We start from the raw sequence: 15519 nt of genomic DNA, 5'->3' as shown, positions 1-15519 counted from the left end.
GACGACGAACATCGACCCGGGTCCGCTGCGTACCCGCGGAACGTTCGTCGTTTGAGGAGACGCCCCGGAGGGACCCCGGACCCCCACCCACCGGGGATGGGCGCACCCCGCGGGGCAGGCCGCACCGTTCAAGCCCGTCCGGCGATTGAGGACGGAACCCCGCGCCCCGGACCGGGGCGAACAACTGGGGGCCCGCGCCCCGGACCACCGCACCCCGCGGAGCAACCCGCGGCCCGGAGGACCACACTGCCGCCCACCCAAGGCCGCCCCCAGCCAAGGTCAGATTTCCAGGTCGGCCTCGATCTTCTTCAGCTGGTGGCGGGCCATGGCCAGGTTGGCCCGGCCGGCGTCCAGCACCAGGTAGAGGAACAGGCCGTTGTTGCCCCGGGTCTTGAGCAGCCGGATCAGGTGGTACTGGGTGCCCAGGGTGATCAGGATGTCCTCGATCTCGTCCTGGATCCCCAGGTGTTCCATGGTGCGCAGCTTGGCCCGGACGACGTCGGTGTTGCCCGCCGCCGCGACTTCCAGGTTGAAGTCCTTGCCGCCGCCGAGGGTGCCCAGCGCCATGCCGCTCGTGTAGTCGACGAGGGCGACACCGGTGGTGCCCTCGATGGACGACATCGCTTCCTTCAGTGACGCTTCGGTGTTCGCCATGAGTGCTCGTTTCCTTTCCCTGACCGGTCGGGACGACCGGTTCCGTTGCTGAGTCGTGCCGGATGCACGCACGTCACGCTGGTTCGTTCGGGGTTCTGGTGGGGCGGTGCGGCAGGGAGCCCGGCTGTTGCGGGGTCCGTGGGCCGGGGGCGGCCTGGGGGGCGCGTTCCAGGGCGGCGTCGACGAGTTCGCCGATCCGGGAGCCGGACCTGCGGCCCTCCAGATGGAGCCGGCCGACGTTGATCCGGTCCTCGGCGAGCAGGGTGAGTACGGCCGAGGAGCCGGCGGCGTACGTCGCGATGTAGCCCGTCTCGCCGCGGACGAGGAGTTCGCGGAAACCGCCCCGGCCGGTCGCGTCCGTCATCCGTATCGAGACGCCGAGCGCGGCCGCGGTCAGTGCGGCGACGCCCTCCGCCTCCACCCCCGGGGTGTCCTGGGCCAGGACGAGGCCGTCGGTACTGGCCGCGAGGGCGCCGGAGAGGAGCGGAACCCGGGCCCGTAACCGTTGGAGCTCGGCCAGGACGTCCTGCACTTCGGCCTCGGGCACCATCAGCTGTCTCCTCCCGGCACGCTGTCTGAGCGCGCGTATCACAGGGCCTCCAATGCGTCTCGGAGCCGGCGCAGCAGGGCGACATCGGGATCGGCCGTGACCTCGGGGAGCGCGATGCGGCCGGACGGGTCCGCCGTCTGCCGGACCGCGGAGACCAGCCCGGCAGCCGCCAGCCGGCGCAGGTCGACCAGGGTGTGGAACGCCGACCTGCCGAGTTCCTGCGCGATGTCCGTCGCCGTACGCACCCCGTCCACGCGGTCCAGTACGCGGCGCTGGCGCGGCGGCACGGGGGAGTCGGCCGGGCGGCCGGTGGCCACGAGCGGGGCGCTGTCGGTCACCGGCTCCGGCCAGATCCGGTCCAGCAGTTCCCGGCGCCGGAGCGTCTCGCGCTGCACGGCGTCCACGGGCACGGGGCGGACGGGGCCGATCCAGTGCGCGACCCCGTAGCGGAAGCGGGCCGGCGTCCGGGTCGGGGCGAGGGCGAAGAACGCCGCGTCGTACAGGGCCCCCAGGTGGCACAGTTCCAGGGCGCCGCCCGGCACCCGGCCGCTGTCCACGAGGTAGCGGCCCACCCGCTGTCCGGCGCCGGCCTCGGCGACCGCGTCCCACCAGCCCTCGCGGCGCAGCGCGCCGCCCCGGGTGAGCAGGACGTCGATGCCGGGGGTGGCCGGGCTCTCGGCGTGCACCACCTTGCCGTCGGCCAGGTAGAGGGTGCCGCGGTCGCGCATCAGGGCGCCGGTGGCCCGTTCGGCGGCCAGGCGCTGGAGCATGGGCGAGAGGGCGCCGGCCGGGGCGGTCGCGGGGGCGCTCGCCCTCATGCCAGGACCAGCCGCTCGGCCATTTCGGCCAGCCGTATCCGGGCCAGGGCCAGATTGCCCTCCGAACGGTCCAGCCACAGGTGGAGGAAGACGCTGCTGTCGAAGTCGGTCTCGACGAAACGGAGGATGTGGTAACCGGCCCGGGTGGTGACGATGACGTCCTCGACGGGCGGCGGTCCTCCGGCGTCCCCCGGACCGGGCGGCGCTTCCGGTAAACCGACCGCGAAGACGGGCTGTTCGGCCGCCATCCGTGCGACCTCGGCCGTTTCCGCGGCGGTGGCCTCGTGATCGCCGTTCGGCGAGTCGCCGATGGTGCCGAGGGCGAGACCGCTCGTCCAGTCGACCACGGCGGCGCCACGGGCACCGGGCAGTCTCATGACGTCGAGCAGGCACTCGTCGATTCCGGGCACGCGGATTCCCCTCCGACACTGTGTGCGGCTGTGACCCCGAGGTTACGCAACGTGCTCGCTCCGGGGTGGGGGTTCTGGCATTTTCCATAGGTACATGCGAGGGGTTGGGGACAATGCCCCGCGATGGGGGCGCCGGCGGCCGTCCGACCCGCCCTGTTGACTGGAGCTATTCAGCCGCTCAAGATGTGAATAGAAAATTCACAGTCGCGAGGAGGCATTGCCATGTCAGGACCCCGCCCCGTACGGGCGCCGCGCGGTACCGGACTGAGTGCCCTGGGATGGCAGCAGGAAGCCGCGCTGCGCATGCTGCAGAACAACCTCGACCCCGAGGTCGCCGAGCACCCCGACAAGCTCGTCGTCTACGGCGGCACGGGCAAGGCCGCCCGCGACTGGCGCTCGTTCGACGCGATGGTCCGCACGCTGCGGACGCTCAAGCAGGACGAGACGATGCTCGTCCAGTCCGGGCGGCCGGTCGGTGTCATGCAGACGCACGAGTGGGCCCCGCGGGTCCTGATCGCCAACTCCAACCTGGTGGGTGACTGGGCGAACTGGGAGGAGTTCCGCCGCCTGGAGGCGCTCGGGCTCACCATGTACGGCCAGATGACCGCCGGATCGTGGATCTACATCGGTACGCAGGGCATCCTGCAGGGCACGTACGAGACGTTCGCCGCCGTCGCCGCGAAGAAGTTCGGCGGGACGCTGGCCGGCACCATCACCCTGACCGCCGGGCTCGGCGGCATGGGCGGTGCCCAGCCGCTCGCCGTCACGATGAACGACGGCGTCGCGATCTGTATCGACTGCGACCCGCGGGCCATCGAACGCCGCATCGAGCACCGCTTCCTGGACGTGAAGGCCGACAGCCTGGAGCACGCGCTCCAGCTGGCCACCGAGGCGAGGGACGCGCGCAAGCCGCTCTCCATCGGACTGCTCGGCAACGCGGCGGAGCTGCTGCCCCGGATGCTCGCCGAGGGTGCCCCGGTCGACATCGTCACCGACCAGACCAGTGCGCACGACCCGCTGGCCTACCTCCCGCTCGGCGTCGACTTCGAGGACATGGCGTCCTACGCCACCGAGAAGCCCGCCGACTTCACCCAGCGCGCGCGGGAGTCGATGGCCCGGCACGTCGAGGCGATGGTCGGCTTCATGGACGCCGGTGCGGAGGTCTTCGACTACGGCAACTCGATCCGCGGCGAGGCACAGCTCGCCGGGTACGAGCGGGCCTTCGACTTCCCGGGCTTCGTGCCCGCGTACATCCGGCCGCTGTTCTGCGAGGGCAAGGGCCCGTTCCGCTGGGCGGCGCTCTCCGGTGAGGCCTCCGACATCCACAAGACCGACAAGGCGATGCTGGAGCTGTTCCCGGAGAACGAGTCCCTGCACCGCTGGATCAAGATGGCCGGGGAGCGCGTCCACTTCCAGGGCCTGCCCGCCCGCATCTGCTGGCTCGGCTACGGCGAGCGGGACCGGGCCGGCGAGCGGTTCAACGACATGGTGGCGAGCGGCGAGCTGGCGGCGCCGCTGGCGATCGGGCGCGACCACCTGGACTGCGGCTCGGTGGCCTCCCCGTACCGGGAGACCGAGGCCATGCTCGACGGGTCCGACGCGATCGCCGACTGGCCGCTGCTGAACGCCATGGTCAACGTGGCGTCCGGCGCTTCCTGGGTCTCCATCCACCACGGTGGCGGTGTGGGCATGGGCCGTTCCCTCCACGCCGGACAGGTGACGGTCGCCGACGGTACGAAGCTGGCGGGCGAGAAGATCCGCCGGGTCCTGACCAACGACCCGGGCATGGGCGTCATCCGGCACGTCGACGCCGGGTACGACATCGCGGAGTCCGTGGCCGCGGACAAGGGCGTGCGGGTGCCGATGACGGAGGACGAGGCGTGACGGTTTCCCGGCCGGACGGGGGGAGCGGCGGCCCCTCGCGGCGGGCGCCGCACGACAGGGCGCCCGGCGGCGCCCCGCAACCGTCCTTCCAGGAGATGTGGCGGGAGCTCGCCCCCCTCGGGCGGCACCGGGACAGCGGCGGGTACCGGCGGTACGCCTGGACCTCCGCGGACACCGACTGCCGCGCCTGGTTCCGGACGCAGGCCGAGGCCCGCGGGCTGGTCGTGGAGACCGACCGCAACGGCAACCAGTGGGCCTGGCTCGGCGACCCCCTGGCCGGGAACGCCGTCGTCACCGGCTCGCACCTCGACTCCGTGCCGGACGGCGGAGCCTTCGACGGGCCGCTCGGGGTCGTCTCCTCCTTCGCCGCGCTCGATGAACTCCGCCGCAGGGGAGTGGAGTTCACCCGGCCGCTGGCCCTCACCAACTTCGGTGACGAGGAAGGGGCCCGCTTCGGCCTCGCCTGCGTCGGCTCCCGGCTCGCCGCCGGGCAGCTGACCGTCGAGGCCGCCCGCCGGCTGCGCGACCAGGACGGCGTCACGCTGCCGCAGGCCATGGAGGCGGCCGGGTACGACCCCGACGCCATCGGCCCCGACCCCGAACGGCTCGCCCGTGTCGGTGCGTTCGTCGAGCTCCACGTCGAGCAGGGGCGCGCCCTCGACCTCGGCGGCGACCCGGTCGGCATCGCCTCGGCGATCTGGCCGCACGGACGCTGGCGCTTCGACTTCCGGGGCGAGGCCAACCACGCCGGCACCACCCGGCTCGCCGACCGCCGCGACCCGATGCTCACGTACGCCGAGACCGTGCTCGCGGCCCGCCGGGAGGCGGAGCTGGCCGGCGCCCTCGCCACCTTCGGCAAGATCGCCGTCGAGCCGAACGGGGTCAACGCCATCCCCTCCCTCGTGCGCGGCTGGCTCGACTCCCGCGCCGCCGACCAGGACACGTTGGACACCGTCGTCGCCGGCATCGAGGCGGCCGCCCGGGAGCACGCCGAGCGGGCCGGGATCGACCTCGACGTCGTACGGGAGTCCTTCACCCCCGTCGTGGAGTTCCAGCACGCCCTGCGCGACGAGCTGGGCGCGATCCTGAAGGCCTCCGGCACGCGGGACACCGTCCGGAGCACCGGGCGCGACATCCCCGTGCTCGGCACCGGAGCCGGACACGACGCGGGTATTTTGTCCGCTTCGGTCCCTACCGCCATGCTGTTCGTACGGAACCCCACCGGGATCTCGCACTCGCCGGCCGAGCACGCCGCCGAGGACGACTGCGTGGCCGGGGTGATCGCACTCGCCGACGTACTGGAAGGTCTCGCGTGCCGCTGACGACGGAAGCGACGGGCAAGCCCGTCACCGTGACGTACTGGCTGTCCCATGCCTGGCTCGGCACCCACGTCGAGCCGGACGTCGTCCTGGAGGTGTCCGGCGGGCGGATCGCCGGGGTGCGGACCGGCGTCGACGCCCCGCCGCCCGGGGCGACCGTGCTGCGCGGGCTCACCCTGCCCGGACTCGCCAACGCGCATTCGCACGCCTTCCACCGCGCGCTGCGCTCCACCGTGCAGGTCGGCTCCGGCACCTTCTGGACCTGGCGCGACACCATGTACCAGGTAGCGTCGCGGCTCACCCCCGACACGTACTACGACCTGGCCCGTGCCGTCTACGCCGAGATGGCGCTGGCCGGCATCACCGCGGTCGGCGAATTCCACTACCTGCACCACGCGCCGGGCGGCGTGCCGTACAGCGACCCGAACGCCATGGGGGAGGCCCTCATCGCGGCCGCCCGCGAGGCCGGCATCCGGATCACCCTGCTGGACACCGCCTACCTCGCCGCCGGATTCGGCCGCCGGCCCTCCCAGTACCAGAAGCCCGACCAGCACCAGCAGCGCTTCTCCGACACGACCGCCGACGCCTGGGCGGAGCGCGCCTCCCAGCTCAAGGGCGACGACAACACCGTGATCGGCGCCGCGATCCACTCCGTGCGGGCGGTGCCCGCCGACCAGCTCGCCACCGTGGCCCGGTGGGCGCAGGAGCGAGAGGTACCGCTGCACGTCCACCTCTCCGAGCAGACCGCGGAGAACGACGCCTGCCTCGCCACCCACGGCCGCACCCCCACCCGGCTCCTCGCCGACCACGGGGTCCTCGGCCCGGGCACCACCGGCGTCCACAACACCCACCTCACCGGCGAGGACATCGCGCTCATCGGCTCCTCGGCCACCGGCACCTGCATGTGCCCCACCACCGAACGCGACCTGGCCGACGGCATCGGCCCGGCGGTCGCCCTCCAGCGCGCCGGCTCGCCGCTCTCCCTGGGCAGCGACAGCCACGCCGTGATCGACCTCTTCGAAGAGGCCCGCGCGATGGAGCTCAACGAGCGCCTGCGCACCCGGGCCCGCGGCCACTGGACGGCGGCCGCGCTGCTGCGCGCGGCCTCCGCCGACGGACACGCCGCACTCGGCCGGCCGGACGCGGGCGTCCTCGAACCGGGCGCCCCGGCCGACCTCGTGACCGTCGCCCTCGACTCCGTCAGAACAGCGGGGCCGGTGCCCCGGCTGGCAGCCGAAGCAGCCGTATTCGCCGCCTCCGCGGCCGATGTCCGCCACACCGTGGTCGGGGGCCGGCACCTCGTCCGCGACGGACGTCACACGCTGGTCGAGGACGTCCCCGGAGCGCTCGCGAAAGCCGTCGCGGCCCTGCAGCACTGAGCACTCCGGCACCGAGCACTCCGGCAGCACGGAGCACGCCGGCGGAGAACGCTCCACCGCCCCCACGCAAGGAGAGCAGTCCCCCGATGACGACGACCGCCATCACCCACATCTCCGCACTGGTCACCAACGACCCCTCCCTCGGTGACGGTTCCCCCCTCGGACTGATCCAGGACGCGGCCGTCGTCATCGAGGGCGACCAGGTCGTCTGGACCGGTGAATCAAGCAAAGCACCCGCCACTGACAACGCCGTCGACGCGGGCGGCCGGGCCGTGATCCCCGGCTTCGTCGACTCCCACTCCCACCTCGTCTTCGCGGGCGACCGCACCGAGGAGTTCAACGCCCGGATGTCCGGCCGCGCCTACAGCGCGGGCGGCATCAGGACCACCGTCGCCGCCACCCGCGCCGCCACCGACGAGGAGCTCTCCGCCAACGTCGCCCGCTACCTCGCCGAGGCGCTCCGCCAGGGCACCACCACGTTCGAGACCAAGTCCGGTTACGGCCTCACCGTCGAGGACGAGGCCCGCGCCCTGCGCGTCGCGGCCCGCCACACCGACGAGGTCACCTTCCTCGGCGCCCACATCGTCTCCCCGGACTACGCGGACGACCCGGCCGGATACGTCGACCTGGTCACCGGCCCGATGCTCGACGCCTGCGCCCCGTACGCGCGCTGGATCGACGTCTTCTGCGAGCGGGGCGCGTTCGACGGCGACCAGGCCCGGGCGATCCTGACCGCGGGCCGCGCCAGGGGCCTCCACCCCCGGATCCACGCCAACCAGCTCGGGCACGGCCCCGGCGTCCAGCTCGCCGTCGAGCTCGATGCCGCGTCCGCCGACCACTGCACTCACCTCACCGACGCCGACGTCGACGCCCTGGCCCAGTCGCGGACCGTCGCCACGCTGCTCCCCGGCGCCGAGTTCTCCACCCGGGCCGCCTGGCCCGACGCCCGCCGCCTCCTCGACGCGGGCGCCACCGTCGCGCTCTCCACGGACTGCAATCCGGGCTCCTCGTTCACCTCGTCGGTGCCGTTCTGCATCGCCCTCGCCGTCCGCGACATGGGCATGACGCCTGACGAGGCGCTCTGGTCCGCCACCGCGGGCGGCGCCGCCGCACTGCGCCGCGACGACATCGGCCGGATCACGCCGGGGGCCCGCGCGGACCTGGTGGTCCTCGACGCCCCCAGCCACGTCCACCTCGCCTACCGGCCGGGCGTACCGCTGGTCCACGAGGTGTGGCGGCGCGGCGAGCGGGTGGCGGCGCCCCGTAGCGGCTGACAGCGCCCCGCTGACCCGACGGGGTCCCACCCCGGGGCGCCGACCGCCCGGCGCCGTCGACGGGCTGCTCGTCACCGGCGTCGGGGCTCCCTGGCGGCTGACAGCCGCCGGGCCGCCCGTTGCCGGCACCGACCGCCCGGCGCCGGCAACGCGGAAGGACCTGCCCCTCGGCAGGGCAGGTCCTTGGTCCGGCAGGCCCCGCGAGCGCGTCGCGGGGTGTCGGCTCACTCCTCGACGGTCAGTCCCTTGCGGAGCTTGACCAGGGTGCGGGAGAGCAGACGCGAGACGTGCATCTGCGAGATGCCCAGCTCCTCGCCGATCTCCGACTGCGTCAAGTTGGCGACGAACCGGAGCGAGAGGATCATCCGGTCGCGGCCCGGCAGGGAGGCGATCAGCGGCTTCAGGGACTCGACGTACTCGATGCCCTCGAGCCCGTGGTCCTCGTAACCGATGCGGTCGGCCAGCGTGCCCTCGTTCTCGTCGTCCTCGGGCTTGGCGTCCAGCGAGCTCGCGCTGTACGCGTTGCTCGCCGCCATGCCCTCGACGACCTCGTCGTGGGTGATGCCGAGGCGGTCGGCGAGCTCGTCCACGGTGGGCGAGCGGTCCAGCCGCTGGGCGAGCTCGTCGCCCGCCTTGGCCAGGTCGAGCCGCAGCTCCTGCAGGCGGCGCGGTACCCGCACGGACCAGCTGGTGTCGCGGAAGAAGCGCTTGATCTCGCCGATGATGGTCGGCATCGCGAACGTCGGGAACTCGACGCCCCGGCTGAGTTCGAAGCGGTCGATCGCCTTGATCAGGCCGATGGTGCCGACCTGGATGATGTCCTCCATCGGCTCGCTGCGCGTGCGGAACCGGGAGGCGGCGAACTTGACCAGGGCGAGGTTCAGCTCGACGAGGGTGTTGCGTACGTAGGAGTACTCGGAGGTGCCCTCGTCAAGGGACTCCAGCCGGGCGAAGAGCGTCTTCGACAGGGCCCTGGCATCCAGCGGCCCCACCTCGCGGTAGGGCGGGATCTCGGGAAGCCCTTCGAGTCCGGTCACCTCTTCGAGGCCGCGGTGGTCTTCGGTACTGCGGGTGTCACTGCCACTGCTGGTGATGCTGGTGCGCGGGCCGTCCAGGACGGCCGCAGCAGGGGAGTCTGATTCGGTCAGTCCCTGAGGACATGCCGACGTCGCGTTGTGGGTACGCGATGCGTCGAGCCGGGGTGACATGGTCTCCTCCATCGTTCTCGGCATATGGCTGCCGATGCCCATACGTGTTCCTGCGGTGAAGCGGCGCCTCCAAAGCCGGTCGTGTTTTCGGGTGTCCCCCTACCCTTACCCGGTCCTCGTGGGTCGTTACAAGCTTCAATTGCCCGTATATGTCCGGTTTGTTGAGGTCTTCGGCTACCGCGTGGCGCACGAAACGCGTACTGTTCGAGGAACGTCAGTGGCGGCTGCAACGCATGTGCGGGCGCGCTGATACAGACTGTGACGAGGCGAAGAGGGACGGGCATGGACCGCGGGACGGTCGGCAGTGCGAACCGGGGTCGGCTTCAGGTCGAGACCCGGACCGAGGGGGCCAGCGAGATCGTGACGCCGGTGGGTGAGCTCGACCACCACACGGCGGATCTGCTGCGTGAGCCCTTGGAGCGCGCGGTCGAGCAAGGGCGTGCGCGCCTGGTGGTCGACTGCTCACGACTCGAATTCTGTGATTCCACCGGGCTCAATGTGCTGCTCGGTGCACGCCTCAAGGCGGAGGCGGCCGGGGGAGGGGTCCATTTGGCCGGCATGCTGCCGGTGGTGGCACGGGTCTTCGAGATCACCGGGGCCGAGGCGGTATTCACCGTCCACGGCTCCCTCGAAGAGGCCCTGGAAGCCTGATCGTGAGGCGTTCCGGCGCCCCGGGTGACCCTTGTGTCGCCCGCGTTACGCGATCAGCGTAGGCGGCGTGGGTGTTGTCACGATTTGGCCGGGCAGGAGACTCCCCGGCGAGTCATGGAAGACCTGCACGTCTCGCGTACGGATACCTGGATCGGTGTCCGTATCAGTATGCGTTTCTGTATCTGTTCGATGGCGACATGGTGAATCGGTGAGGTGAAGCGCTGATGAGCACCACCCGGCAGCATCCGCCGGGCGACCTCGGCCGCGAGCCGGAGGGCGCGGGCGTGGGTGCACGCGCTGACGCGGATTGCGCTGACGCGCAATCCGGCGTTCCCTCCGCCGCACACGGGGAGCCCACGGATCGGCGGTGGCGCACGCTGCCGCTGCGACACGTCAGCGGCATCGTGCCGACCGCCCGCGATTTCGCCCGTCAGGCGCTCCATGACTGGGGCTGGCTCCCCGCGGCGACCGCCGACCGCCGGGCCGCCGCGGAGGACGTCCTGCTGGTCGTCTCCGAGCTGGTCACCAACGCGTGCCTGCACGCGGGCGGTCCCGAAGAGCTGCGCATCGCCTGCACGGCGAAGGCGCTGCGGGTGGAGGTCGCCGACGGCGGCGCGGGGCAGCCCGCGCCCCGTACACCGCACCGGGCGGGACGGCCCGGCGGCCACGGTATTTTCATCGTGCAGCGGCTCTGCCTGGACTGGGGAGTCGTACGGGTGCCGGGCGAACCCGGCAAGACCGTCTGGGCGGAGCTGGCCGCCCCGGCCTAGCCCGCCGCGGGTTTCCCCCGCCCTGACCCGGCCCGTGACCCATGGGCCGCACCCCCTCGAAGAGCGCGCCGGATCGGCGCGCTCTTTGTCTTCCCTCCGCAGGGCCCCGGGCGTACCTTGAGCGCCCAATCTGATGTGTCGTCAGTTAATGGTGCCGCGGCGAAGCGGTGCGTCGGCGACTCCCGGCATGAGGGGAACTCGAGGTGTCGTACCAGAAGCGAACAGCTCTCGCGCTGGCGTCAGGGCTGGCGGGCGCGGCGGTGCTGCTGGCCGCGCCCGCCGCCCACGCGACGGTCGTCGACGTCAACTACCAGTGCAAGACCCCGATCGGGGACAAGGCCGCCGTCTCGCCGATCGACATCAAGAGCGTCAGGAGCGGCAGCGGATACAAGCTCACCATGTCCTTCCAGAAGGGCGTCTCCTCCAGCCCGGTGGAACTGGGCAAGGGGGCGATGAACCCCAGCGCGGTGATCAAGGTGGGCGGCGCCGACCCGGGACAGGTCAAGGTCTCCGGCCCGGCCAACGCCGCGGCCATTCCCGCCAACAGCCCCATCAAGATCAGCGACCTGTCGGGGACGTACACCCCGCAGAAGAGCGGCAAGGTCGACTTCACCGCCGGGGTCCTCACGATCAAGGCGCTCGGTACGACGACGACCTGCACCCCGGCGAACCACCCGGGCCCCTCCCTGTCCCTGGACGTCACCGCGGCGGGCGGTGGGGCGGGCACGCCGGACAGCGACGCATCGCTGCCCAAGACCGGCCCGATGGACTCCGCGGTGGCGCTCGGCACCCTCGGCGGCACGGTCCTGCTGACCGGCGCGGCCGGTGTGCTGTGGCTGACCAGGCGCGGGCAGCGGGCCACGGGCTGACCCGCCGCGCGACACGCCGCCGCCGTCACGCACCAGGGAGCCGCCCATGCCGCCGTTGACCGGTCACGCCACCCGCCCCGCGCCGGCGCCCGTCGCCCGAACGCCGTCCGCCGCACGGCGTCCGGCCCGTGCCCTGCCGCTGCTCGCCGCCATGTGGTGCATTCTCGCCCTGGCGTTGCCGGCCGGTGCCACCGAGCACCCGACCGGGCCCGCCTGGACGGTGCGGCCGGCGGCGAACGGCCCCGCACGGGGTGAGGGAAGACCGTCCTTCTACCTGGAGGGCCTGCCCGGCAGCGTCCTTCAGGACCGGCTCTCGGTCACCAACCCGGGGCCGGAGCCGGTCACCGTACGGCTGCGCGGTGCCGACGCGTACCGAGCCGGCGACGGCGGCTTCGCGGTACGCGGCGCGCACGGCTCGACCGGGACCGGAGCCTGGGTGCGGACGGCGAGCAGTGAGGTGACGGTGCCCGGCCGGACCAGGGCCGACGTGCCCGTCTCCTTCACCGTGCCCCAGGACGCGCTCCCCGGTGACCACCCCGGCGCGATCGTCGCCGAGAGCGGGGGCCGCTCGGTGGGCGTACGGGTCCAGCTGCGGGTCGGCGGCCCGACGCTGGCCGCCCTCACCGTGGAGGACGTGACGGTGTCCGGCGGAGCCCTCCACTACACGCTGGTCAACCGGGGCAACGCGGCCCTCGTGCCCCGCCTGTCCGTCAGCGCGGACGGGGTGTTCGGGCCCCTGCTGCGGCGCGATGCCCGCACCCTGCCGGTGGAACTGCCGCCCGGGCAGCGGACGCGGCTCACCGAGCCGTGGCGCGACGCACCCGCCCTCGACTCCGTCACCGTACGGCTGCGTGTCACGGCGGCGGGCGGCGCGCACGCGGAGGCGACCGCCTCGGCGGTCTTCGTGCCCCGGGCGCCGGTGACCGGCGGCGCGCTGCTGCTCCTCGGCGCCGTCGCCGCGGGTGTGTACGGACTCCGGCGACGGCGGCGCGCCCGGCCCGGCCCACGCGACGAGGGGGCCGCACCGGCCCCGGACCCTCAACAGCGAACCGATGAGAGGCACTTGGTGAAGACGGGGGCGGAATCGTGACTGGACGGACCGGACCGGCGGCACTCCGGAGCGGCGGCCGCGGGCGGGCGGCCGTGCTGCTCGCCGTCCTGCTGACCGCGCTCCTGCCCGCCCTGCTGCTGACCGCGCCCGGGGCAGAGGCCGGGGGCCGCAGCGCGGCAGCCCCGGAACCGGTGGTCACGCTCTCGAAGAAGCAGGCGGGCAAGGGCGGCGAGATCACCGTCATGGGCAAGGGCTGGCGGCCCGACACCCTGCTCATGATGCTGATCTGCGGACAGTCCACCCCCGCGCGCGGGGTGATCGGCGGAACCAACTCCTGTGCCAACGCGGACGGCCGCGCCGTCACCACCGACAAGAAGGGCGCCTTCGCCAAGAAGCTGCCGGTCGCCGAGCCGCCCGTGCCGTGCCCCTGCGTGGTCCACGTCGCCACGGTCACCGGAGAACAGGCCGTCGCCGACGCCGTGTTCGTGGTCGCCGGCCACCCGGTGGCCGCACTGCCGAAGCAGACGGGCGACGGGAGGCTCGCCGTCCTCGCGGCCACCCGGCTGGAAGGCGACAGCGGGCTCCTGACCTGGTTCGGCGCCCCGCCCTCCCGCCGGCTCGTGTTCACCGTCGGCAACCTGGGCTCCGCGCCGGTCAAGGATCCGGTCTTCCAGGTCGGCACCGCGCACGGCGTATTCGCCGCCCAGTGGGAGGAACGGCAGTGGCGCGGGACCGTCGAGCCCGGCCGCAAGGCGCGTGTCGAACTGCCCGTCGAGCTGACGGCGGGCGCCCACGGCGACTACCAGATCTCACTGAAGTACGGCACGAAGGTGCTGGCCGAGCAGCCGTGGGGGGTCGGCCGTCCCTGGGGCGTCACGCTCTTCTGGATCCTGCTCTGCCTCGTCGTGCCCGCCGCCGTGTTCCGCATCGGCATGGCGGTCGTCGACAAGGCACGGCCGCGCCCCGGCCACGCGGCGGGCCGGCGGACGCAGCGCCCCTCCCCGCGCGCCGGCGTGACCGTGCGGCTCCCGAAGCTGCGGCGCGCACCGGCGCAAGCCGCCGGCCCCGCACCGCCGGCGAGCACCACCACGGCCGCGCTGCCGTGGTTCACCCCTGATTCCGCACCGTCAGAGCACAGACCGACGACGAAGGGACATTCGTGAGTACGCAACGCAGGACGGTCGCGGCGGGAGTCGCGATGATGATCGGCGGGGCGGGCATGCTGCTGGCCGCGACTCCGGCCCAGGCCGCCGAGATCTCGTACAAGACGGAGTGCATACCCCCGGCCATCTCCGGACTGCCGCCCGTCCAGGGCACCACCAAGGTCCAGCTGACCGCGCCCGCCGAGGCGAAGGTCGGGGACACCGTCGAGGTCGTGTGGAAGACGATCCAGGGCGCGTCCGACAACCCCGATGTCCTCGACCTCGAGAAGGACACCATCAAGCCGACCGGCGTCATCAAGCTGGGCGGAGCCGCCGGCGGTGACCTGAAGATGGAGGGGCCGCGGCAGAACCCGGCGATCCCCAAGAAGAGCCCGATGGTCGTGTCGGACATGAAGGGCTCGCTGAAGCTGGAGAAGGCGGGTGATCTGACGCTGACGCCGGACTCGTACAACCTCAACGTCTCCAAGCCGATCTCCACGGACACCAAGTGCACCCCGAAGGAGACGGTCCGGCCGGGCGCGACGATCAAGGTCACGGACGGCGGCGGAGGAACCGCCGGCGGCACGACGGCGGGCGGCACGACAGCCGGCGGGACGACCGCGGGCGGCACCACCAGCGGCGGCACGACGGCCGGCGGCACGACGGCCGGCGGTACGACCTCCGGCGGTGGCACGAGCGCCGGTGGCACGAGCGCCGGCGGTACCACCGGGGGCTCCGGCGGTGCCACGGACTTCCCGGGCAAGGAAGTCGCGGTGAACTTCGCCTGCAAGTCGCCCGGCCCCTCCTCCATCGCCTCCAAGGTGACGATCAACGCCAAGAAGAACGGCGGTGGTTACGCGCTGACGGTCAAGACCGCCAAGGGCGTGATGAACAGCCCGGCCGACCTGCCCGCGGGGGCGCTCAAGCCGTCCATGCAGGTCGTCGTCGGCGGCGCCGACAAGGGCTCCGTCAGCGTCACCGGGCCGGGGAACCCCGAGCCCCTGAAGACGGGCAAGCCGGTCGACCTGCCCGACATGACCGGCACCTACAAGCCGGGCGCCTCCGGCAAGTCCACCCTCACCCCCGGCACCCTGACGATCGACGTCACCCTGGGCGGGGCGAAGATCAACATCCCGTGCGCAGTGAAGGGGGCCACGAAGGCGTCGCTCGAACTCGACACCACCGCTCAGGAGGGCGGGGCGTCCGGCGGCGACGGCACGGCCTCCGCGGGAGCGACGGCCGGCGGCACGGCGTCCGGCGGCGGGCTCGCGGCCACCGGGGCCGAGGACGACGGCGCCCTGCGGGCCCTCGGCCTGGTCGCCGGCACGGCGATCCTGCTGGGCGGAGCCGTGTTCACGTTCACCCCGTGGCGCCGGCTGCGCTCGGGCCGGTGAGCTGAGCTCCGTACGGCTTACGGAAGGGGCTGCCGCGCCGGTGGGCCGAAGCCCGTGCGGCTTACGGAAGAGGCTGCCGCGCCGGTGGCCCGGGGGCCGGTGGGCCGATGCCCGTACGGCACACGAAAGGGGCCGCCGCACCGTTC

At 72.8% G+C, this 15519-nt stretch carries 15 protein-coding genes; 10 read left to right on the top strand and 5 right to left on the bottom strand.

What is annotated here, in order from left to right; genetic code table 11:
• Positions 1-279: 279 nt before the first annotated feature.
• The 4 genes from ABZ454_RS35330 to ABZ454_RS35315 all read right to left on the bottom strand — a co-directional run bounded on the left by ABZ454_RS35330 (position 280) and on the right by ABZ454_RS35315 (position 2432).
• Entirely contained in the window at positions 280-654 is a 375-nt protein-coding gene (locus tag ABZ454_RS35330; RefSeq protein WP_326661485.1) for a hypothetical protein, read from the bottom strand.
• A gap of 73 nt (positions 655-727) precedes the next feature.
• Positions 728-1204: a roadblock/LC7 domain-containing protein gene (locus ABZ454_RS35325; RefSeq protein WP_356319994.1), complete on the bottom strand. Its 477-nt coding sequence runs from the start codon at positions 1202-1204 to the stop codon at positions 728-730.
• A 38-nt stretch (positions 1205-1242) separates the two neighbouring features.
• The gene (locus ABZ454_RS35320; RefSeq protein WP_359543592.1) at positions 1243-2022 is read right to left on the bottom strand and encodes a transcriptional regulator; all 780 of its coding nucleotides are present in this window, start codon (positions 2020-2022) and stop codon (positions 1243-1245) included.
• A complete protein-coding gene (locus tag ABZ454_RS35315) occupies positions 2019-2432 on the bottom strand; it encodes a hypothetical protein (protein WP_356319998.1) in 414 nt (137 codons plus the stop codon). The genes ABZ454_RS35320 and ABZ454_RS35315 overlap by 4 nt, the downstream gene beginning before the upstream one ends.
• Before the next feature lie 222 nt (positions 2433-2654).
• Between ABZ454_RS35315 and hutU the strand changes: the two genes are divergently transcribed.
• The 4 genes from hutU to hutI all read left to right on the top strand — a co-directional run bounded on the left by hutU (position 2655) and on the right by hutI (position 8288).
• Entirely contained in the window at positions 2655-4316 is a 1662-nt protein-coding gene (gene hutU, locus ABZ454_RS35310; protein ID WP_356320000.1) for a urocanate hydratase, read from the top strand.
• Positions 4317-4411: 95 nt separating this feature from the next.
• Entirely contained in the window at positions 4412-5638 is a 1227-nt protein-coding gene (locus ABZ454_RS35305) for an allantoate amidohydrolase (protein ID WP_359543600.1), read from the top strand.
• Positions 5629-7014 (top strand): formimidoylglutamate deiminase, encoded by a 1386-nt coding sequence (locus tag ABZ454_RS35300; protein WP_359543591.1) that lies wholly within the window; start codon positions 5629-5631, stop codon positions 7012-7014. The genes ABZ454_RS35305 and ABZ454_RS35300 overlap by 10 nt, the downstream gene beginning before the upstream one ends.
• An 86-nt stretch (positions 7015-7100) precedes the next feature.
• Positions 7101-8288 (top strand): imidazolonepropionase, encoded by a 1188-nt coding sequence (gene hutI / locus ABZ454_RS35295; protein WP_359543590.1) that lies wholly within the window; start codon positions 7101-7103, stop codon positions 8286-8288.
• A gap of 224 nt (positions 8289-8512) precedes the next feature.
• On the opposite strand, the gene ABZ454_RS35290 is transcribed toward hutI, so the two are convergent.
• Positions 8513-9496 carry an RNA polymerase sigma factor SigF gene (locus ABZ454_RS35290; RefSeq protein WP_359543599.1) on the bottom strand — a complete coding sequence of 328 codons (984 nt, stop codon included), beginning with the start codon at positions 9494-9496 and terminating at the stop codon, positions 8513-8515.
• A 282-nt stretch (positions 9497-9778) separates the two neighbouring features.
• Between ABZ454_RS35290 and ABZ454_RS35285 the strand changes: the two genes are divergently transcribed.
• From ABZ454_RS35285 to ABZ454_RS35260, 6 genes are all read left to right on the top strand, one after another.
• The gene (locus ABZ454_RS35285; protein WP_356320006.1) at positions 9779-10147 is read left to right on the top strand and encodes an STAS domain-containing protein; all 369 of its coding nucleotides are present in this window, start codon (positions 9779-9781) and stop codon (positions 10145-10147) included.
• 224 nt (positions 10148-10371) lie between these two features.
• The gene (locus ABZ454_RS35280) at positions 10372-10917 is read left to right on the top strand and encodes an ATP-binding protein (protein WP_359543589.1); all 546 of its coding nucleotides are present in this window, start codon (positions 10372-10374) and stop codon (positions 10915-10917) included.
• A gap of 203 nt (positions 10918-11120) precedes the next feature.
• Positions 11121-11786 (top strand): LPXTG cell wall anchor domain-containing protein, encoded by a 666-nt coding sequence (locus ABZ454_RS35275; RefSeq protein WP_359543588.1) that lies wholly within the window; start codon positions 11121-11123, stop codon positions 11784-11786.
• A 151-nt stretch (positions 11787-11937) separates the two neighbouring features.
• Positions 11938-12876, top strand: a complete 939-nt coding sequence (locus ABZ454_RS35270; protein WP_359543598.1) for a hypothetical protein — start codon at positions 11938-11940, stop codon at positions 12874-12876.
• A 53-nt stretch (positions 12877-12929) separates the two neighbouring features.
• On the top strand, positions 12930-14000 hold the full coding sequence (locus ABZ454_RS35265; protein ID WP_359543597.1) for a hypothetical protein: 1071 nt from the start codon (positions 12930-12932) through the stop codon (positions 13998-14000).
• A gap of 35 nt (positions 14001-14035) precedes the next feature.
• The gene (locus ABZ454_RS35260) at positions 14036-15373 is read left to right on the top strand and encodes a hypothetical protein (RefSeq protein WP_359543596.1); all 1338 of its coding nucleotides are present in this window, start codon (positions 14036-14038) and stop codon (positions 15371-15373) included.
• Positions 15374-15519: the final 146 nt, after the last annotated feature.

The sequence above is a fragment of the Streptomyces sp. NPDC005803 genome, assembly GCF_040630435.1.
Classification (GTDB): domain Bacteria; phylum Actinomycetota; class Actinomycetes; order Streptomycetales; family Streptomycetaceae; genus Streptomyces.
The sequence above is the reverse complement of the archived record's forward strand: the minus strand, read 5'-3'. Positions and strand labels throughout refer to the sequence as shown.

What these genes read in the sequence shown, in the direction of transcription:
- ABZ454_RS35330 (WP_326661485.1), bottom strand. Translation starts at nt 654, where the DNA reads ATGGCGAACACCGAAGCGTCACTGAAGGAAGCGATGTCGTCCATCGAG.
- ABZ454_RS35325 (WP_356319994.1), bottom strand. Translation starts at nt 1,204, where the DNA reads ATGGTGCCCGAGGCCGAAGTGCAGGACGTCCTGGCCGAGCTCCAACGG.
- ABZ454_RS35320 (WP_359543592.1), bottom strand. Translation starts at nt 2,022, where the DNA reads ATGAGGGCGAGCGCCCCCGCGACCGCCCCGGCCGGCGCCCTCTCGCCC.
- hutU (WP_356320000.1), top strand. Translation starts at nt 2,655, where the DNA reads ATGTCAGGACCCCGCCCCGTACGGGCGCCGCGCGGTACCGGACTGAGT.
- ABZ454_RS35305 (WP_359543600.1), top strand. Translation starts at nt 4,412, where the DNA reads ATGTGGCGGGAGCTCGCCCCCCTCGGGCGGCACCGGGACAGCGGCGGG.
- hutI (WP_359543590.1), top strand. Translation starts at nt 7,101, where the DNA reads ATGACGACGACCGCCATCACCCACATCTCCGCACTGGTCACCAACGAC.
- ABZ454_RS35290 (WP_359543599.1), bottom strand. Translation starts at nt 9,496, where the DNA reads ATGTCACCCCGGCTCGACGCATCGCGTACCCACAACGCGACGTCGGCA.
- ABZ454_RS35285 (WP_356320006.1), top strand. Translation starts at nt 9,779, where the DNA reads ATGGACCGCGGGACGGTCGGCAGTGCGAACCGGGGTCGGCTTCAGGTC.
- ABZ454_RS35280 (WP_359543589.1), top strand. Translation starts at nt 10,372, where the DNA reads ATGAGCACCACCCGGCAGCATCCGCCGGGCGACCTCGGCCGCGAGCCG.
- ABZ454_RS35270 (WP_359543598.1), top strand. Translation starts at nt 11,938, where the DNA reads ATGTGGTGCATTCTCGCCCTGGCGTTGCCGGCCGGTGCCACCGAGCAC.
- ABZ454_RS35260 (WP_359543596.1), top strand. Translation starts at nt 14,036, where the DNA reads ATGATGATCGGCGGGGCGGGCATGCTGCTGGCCGCGACTCCGGCCCAG.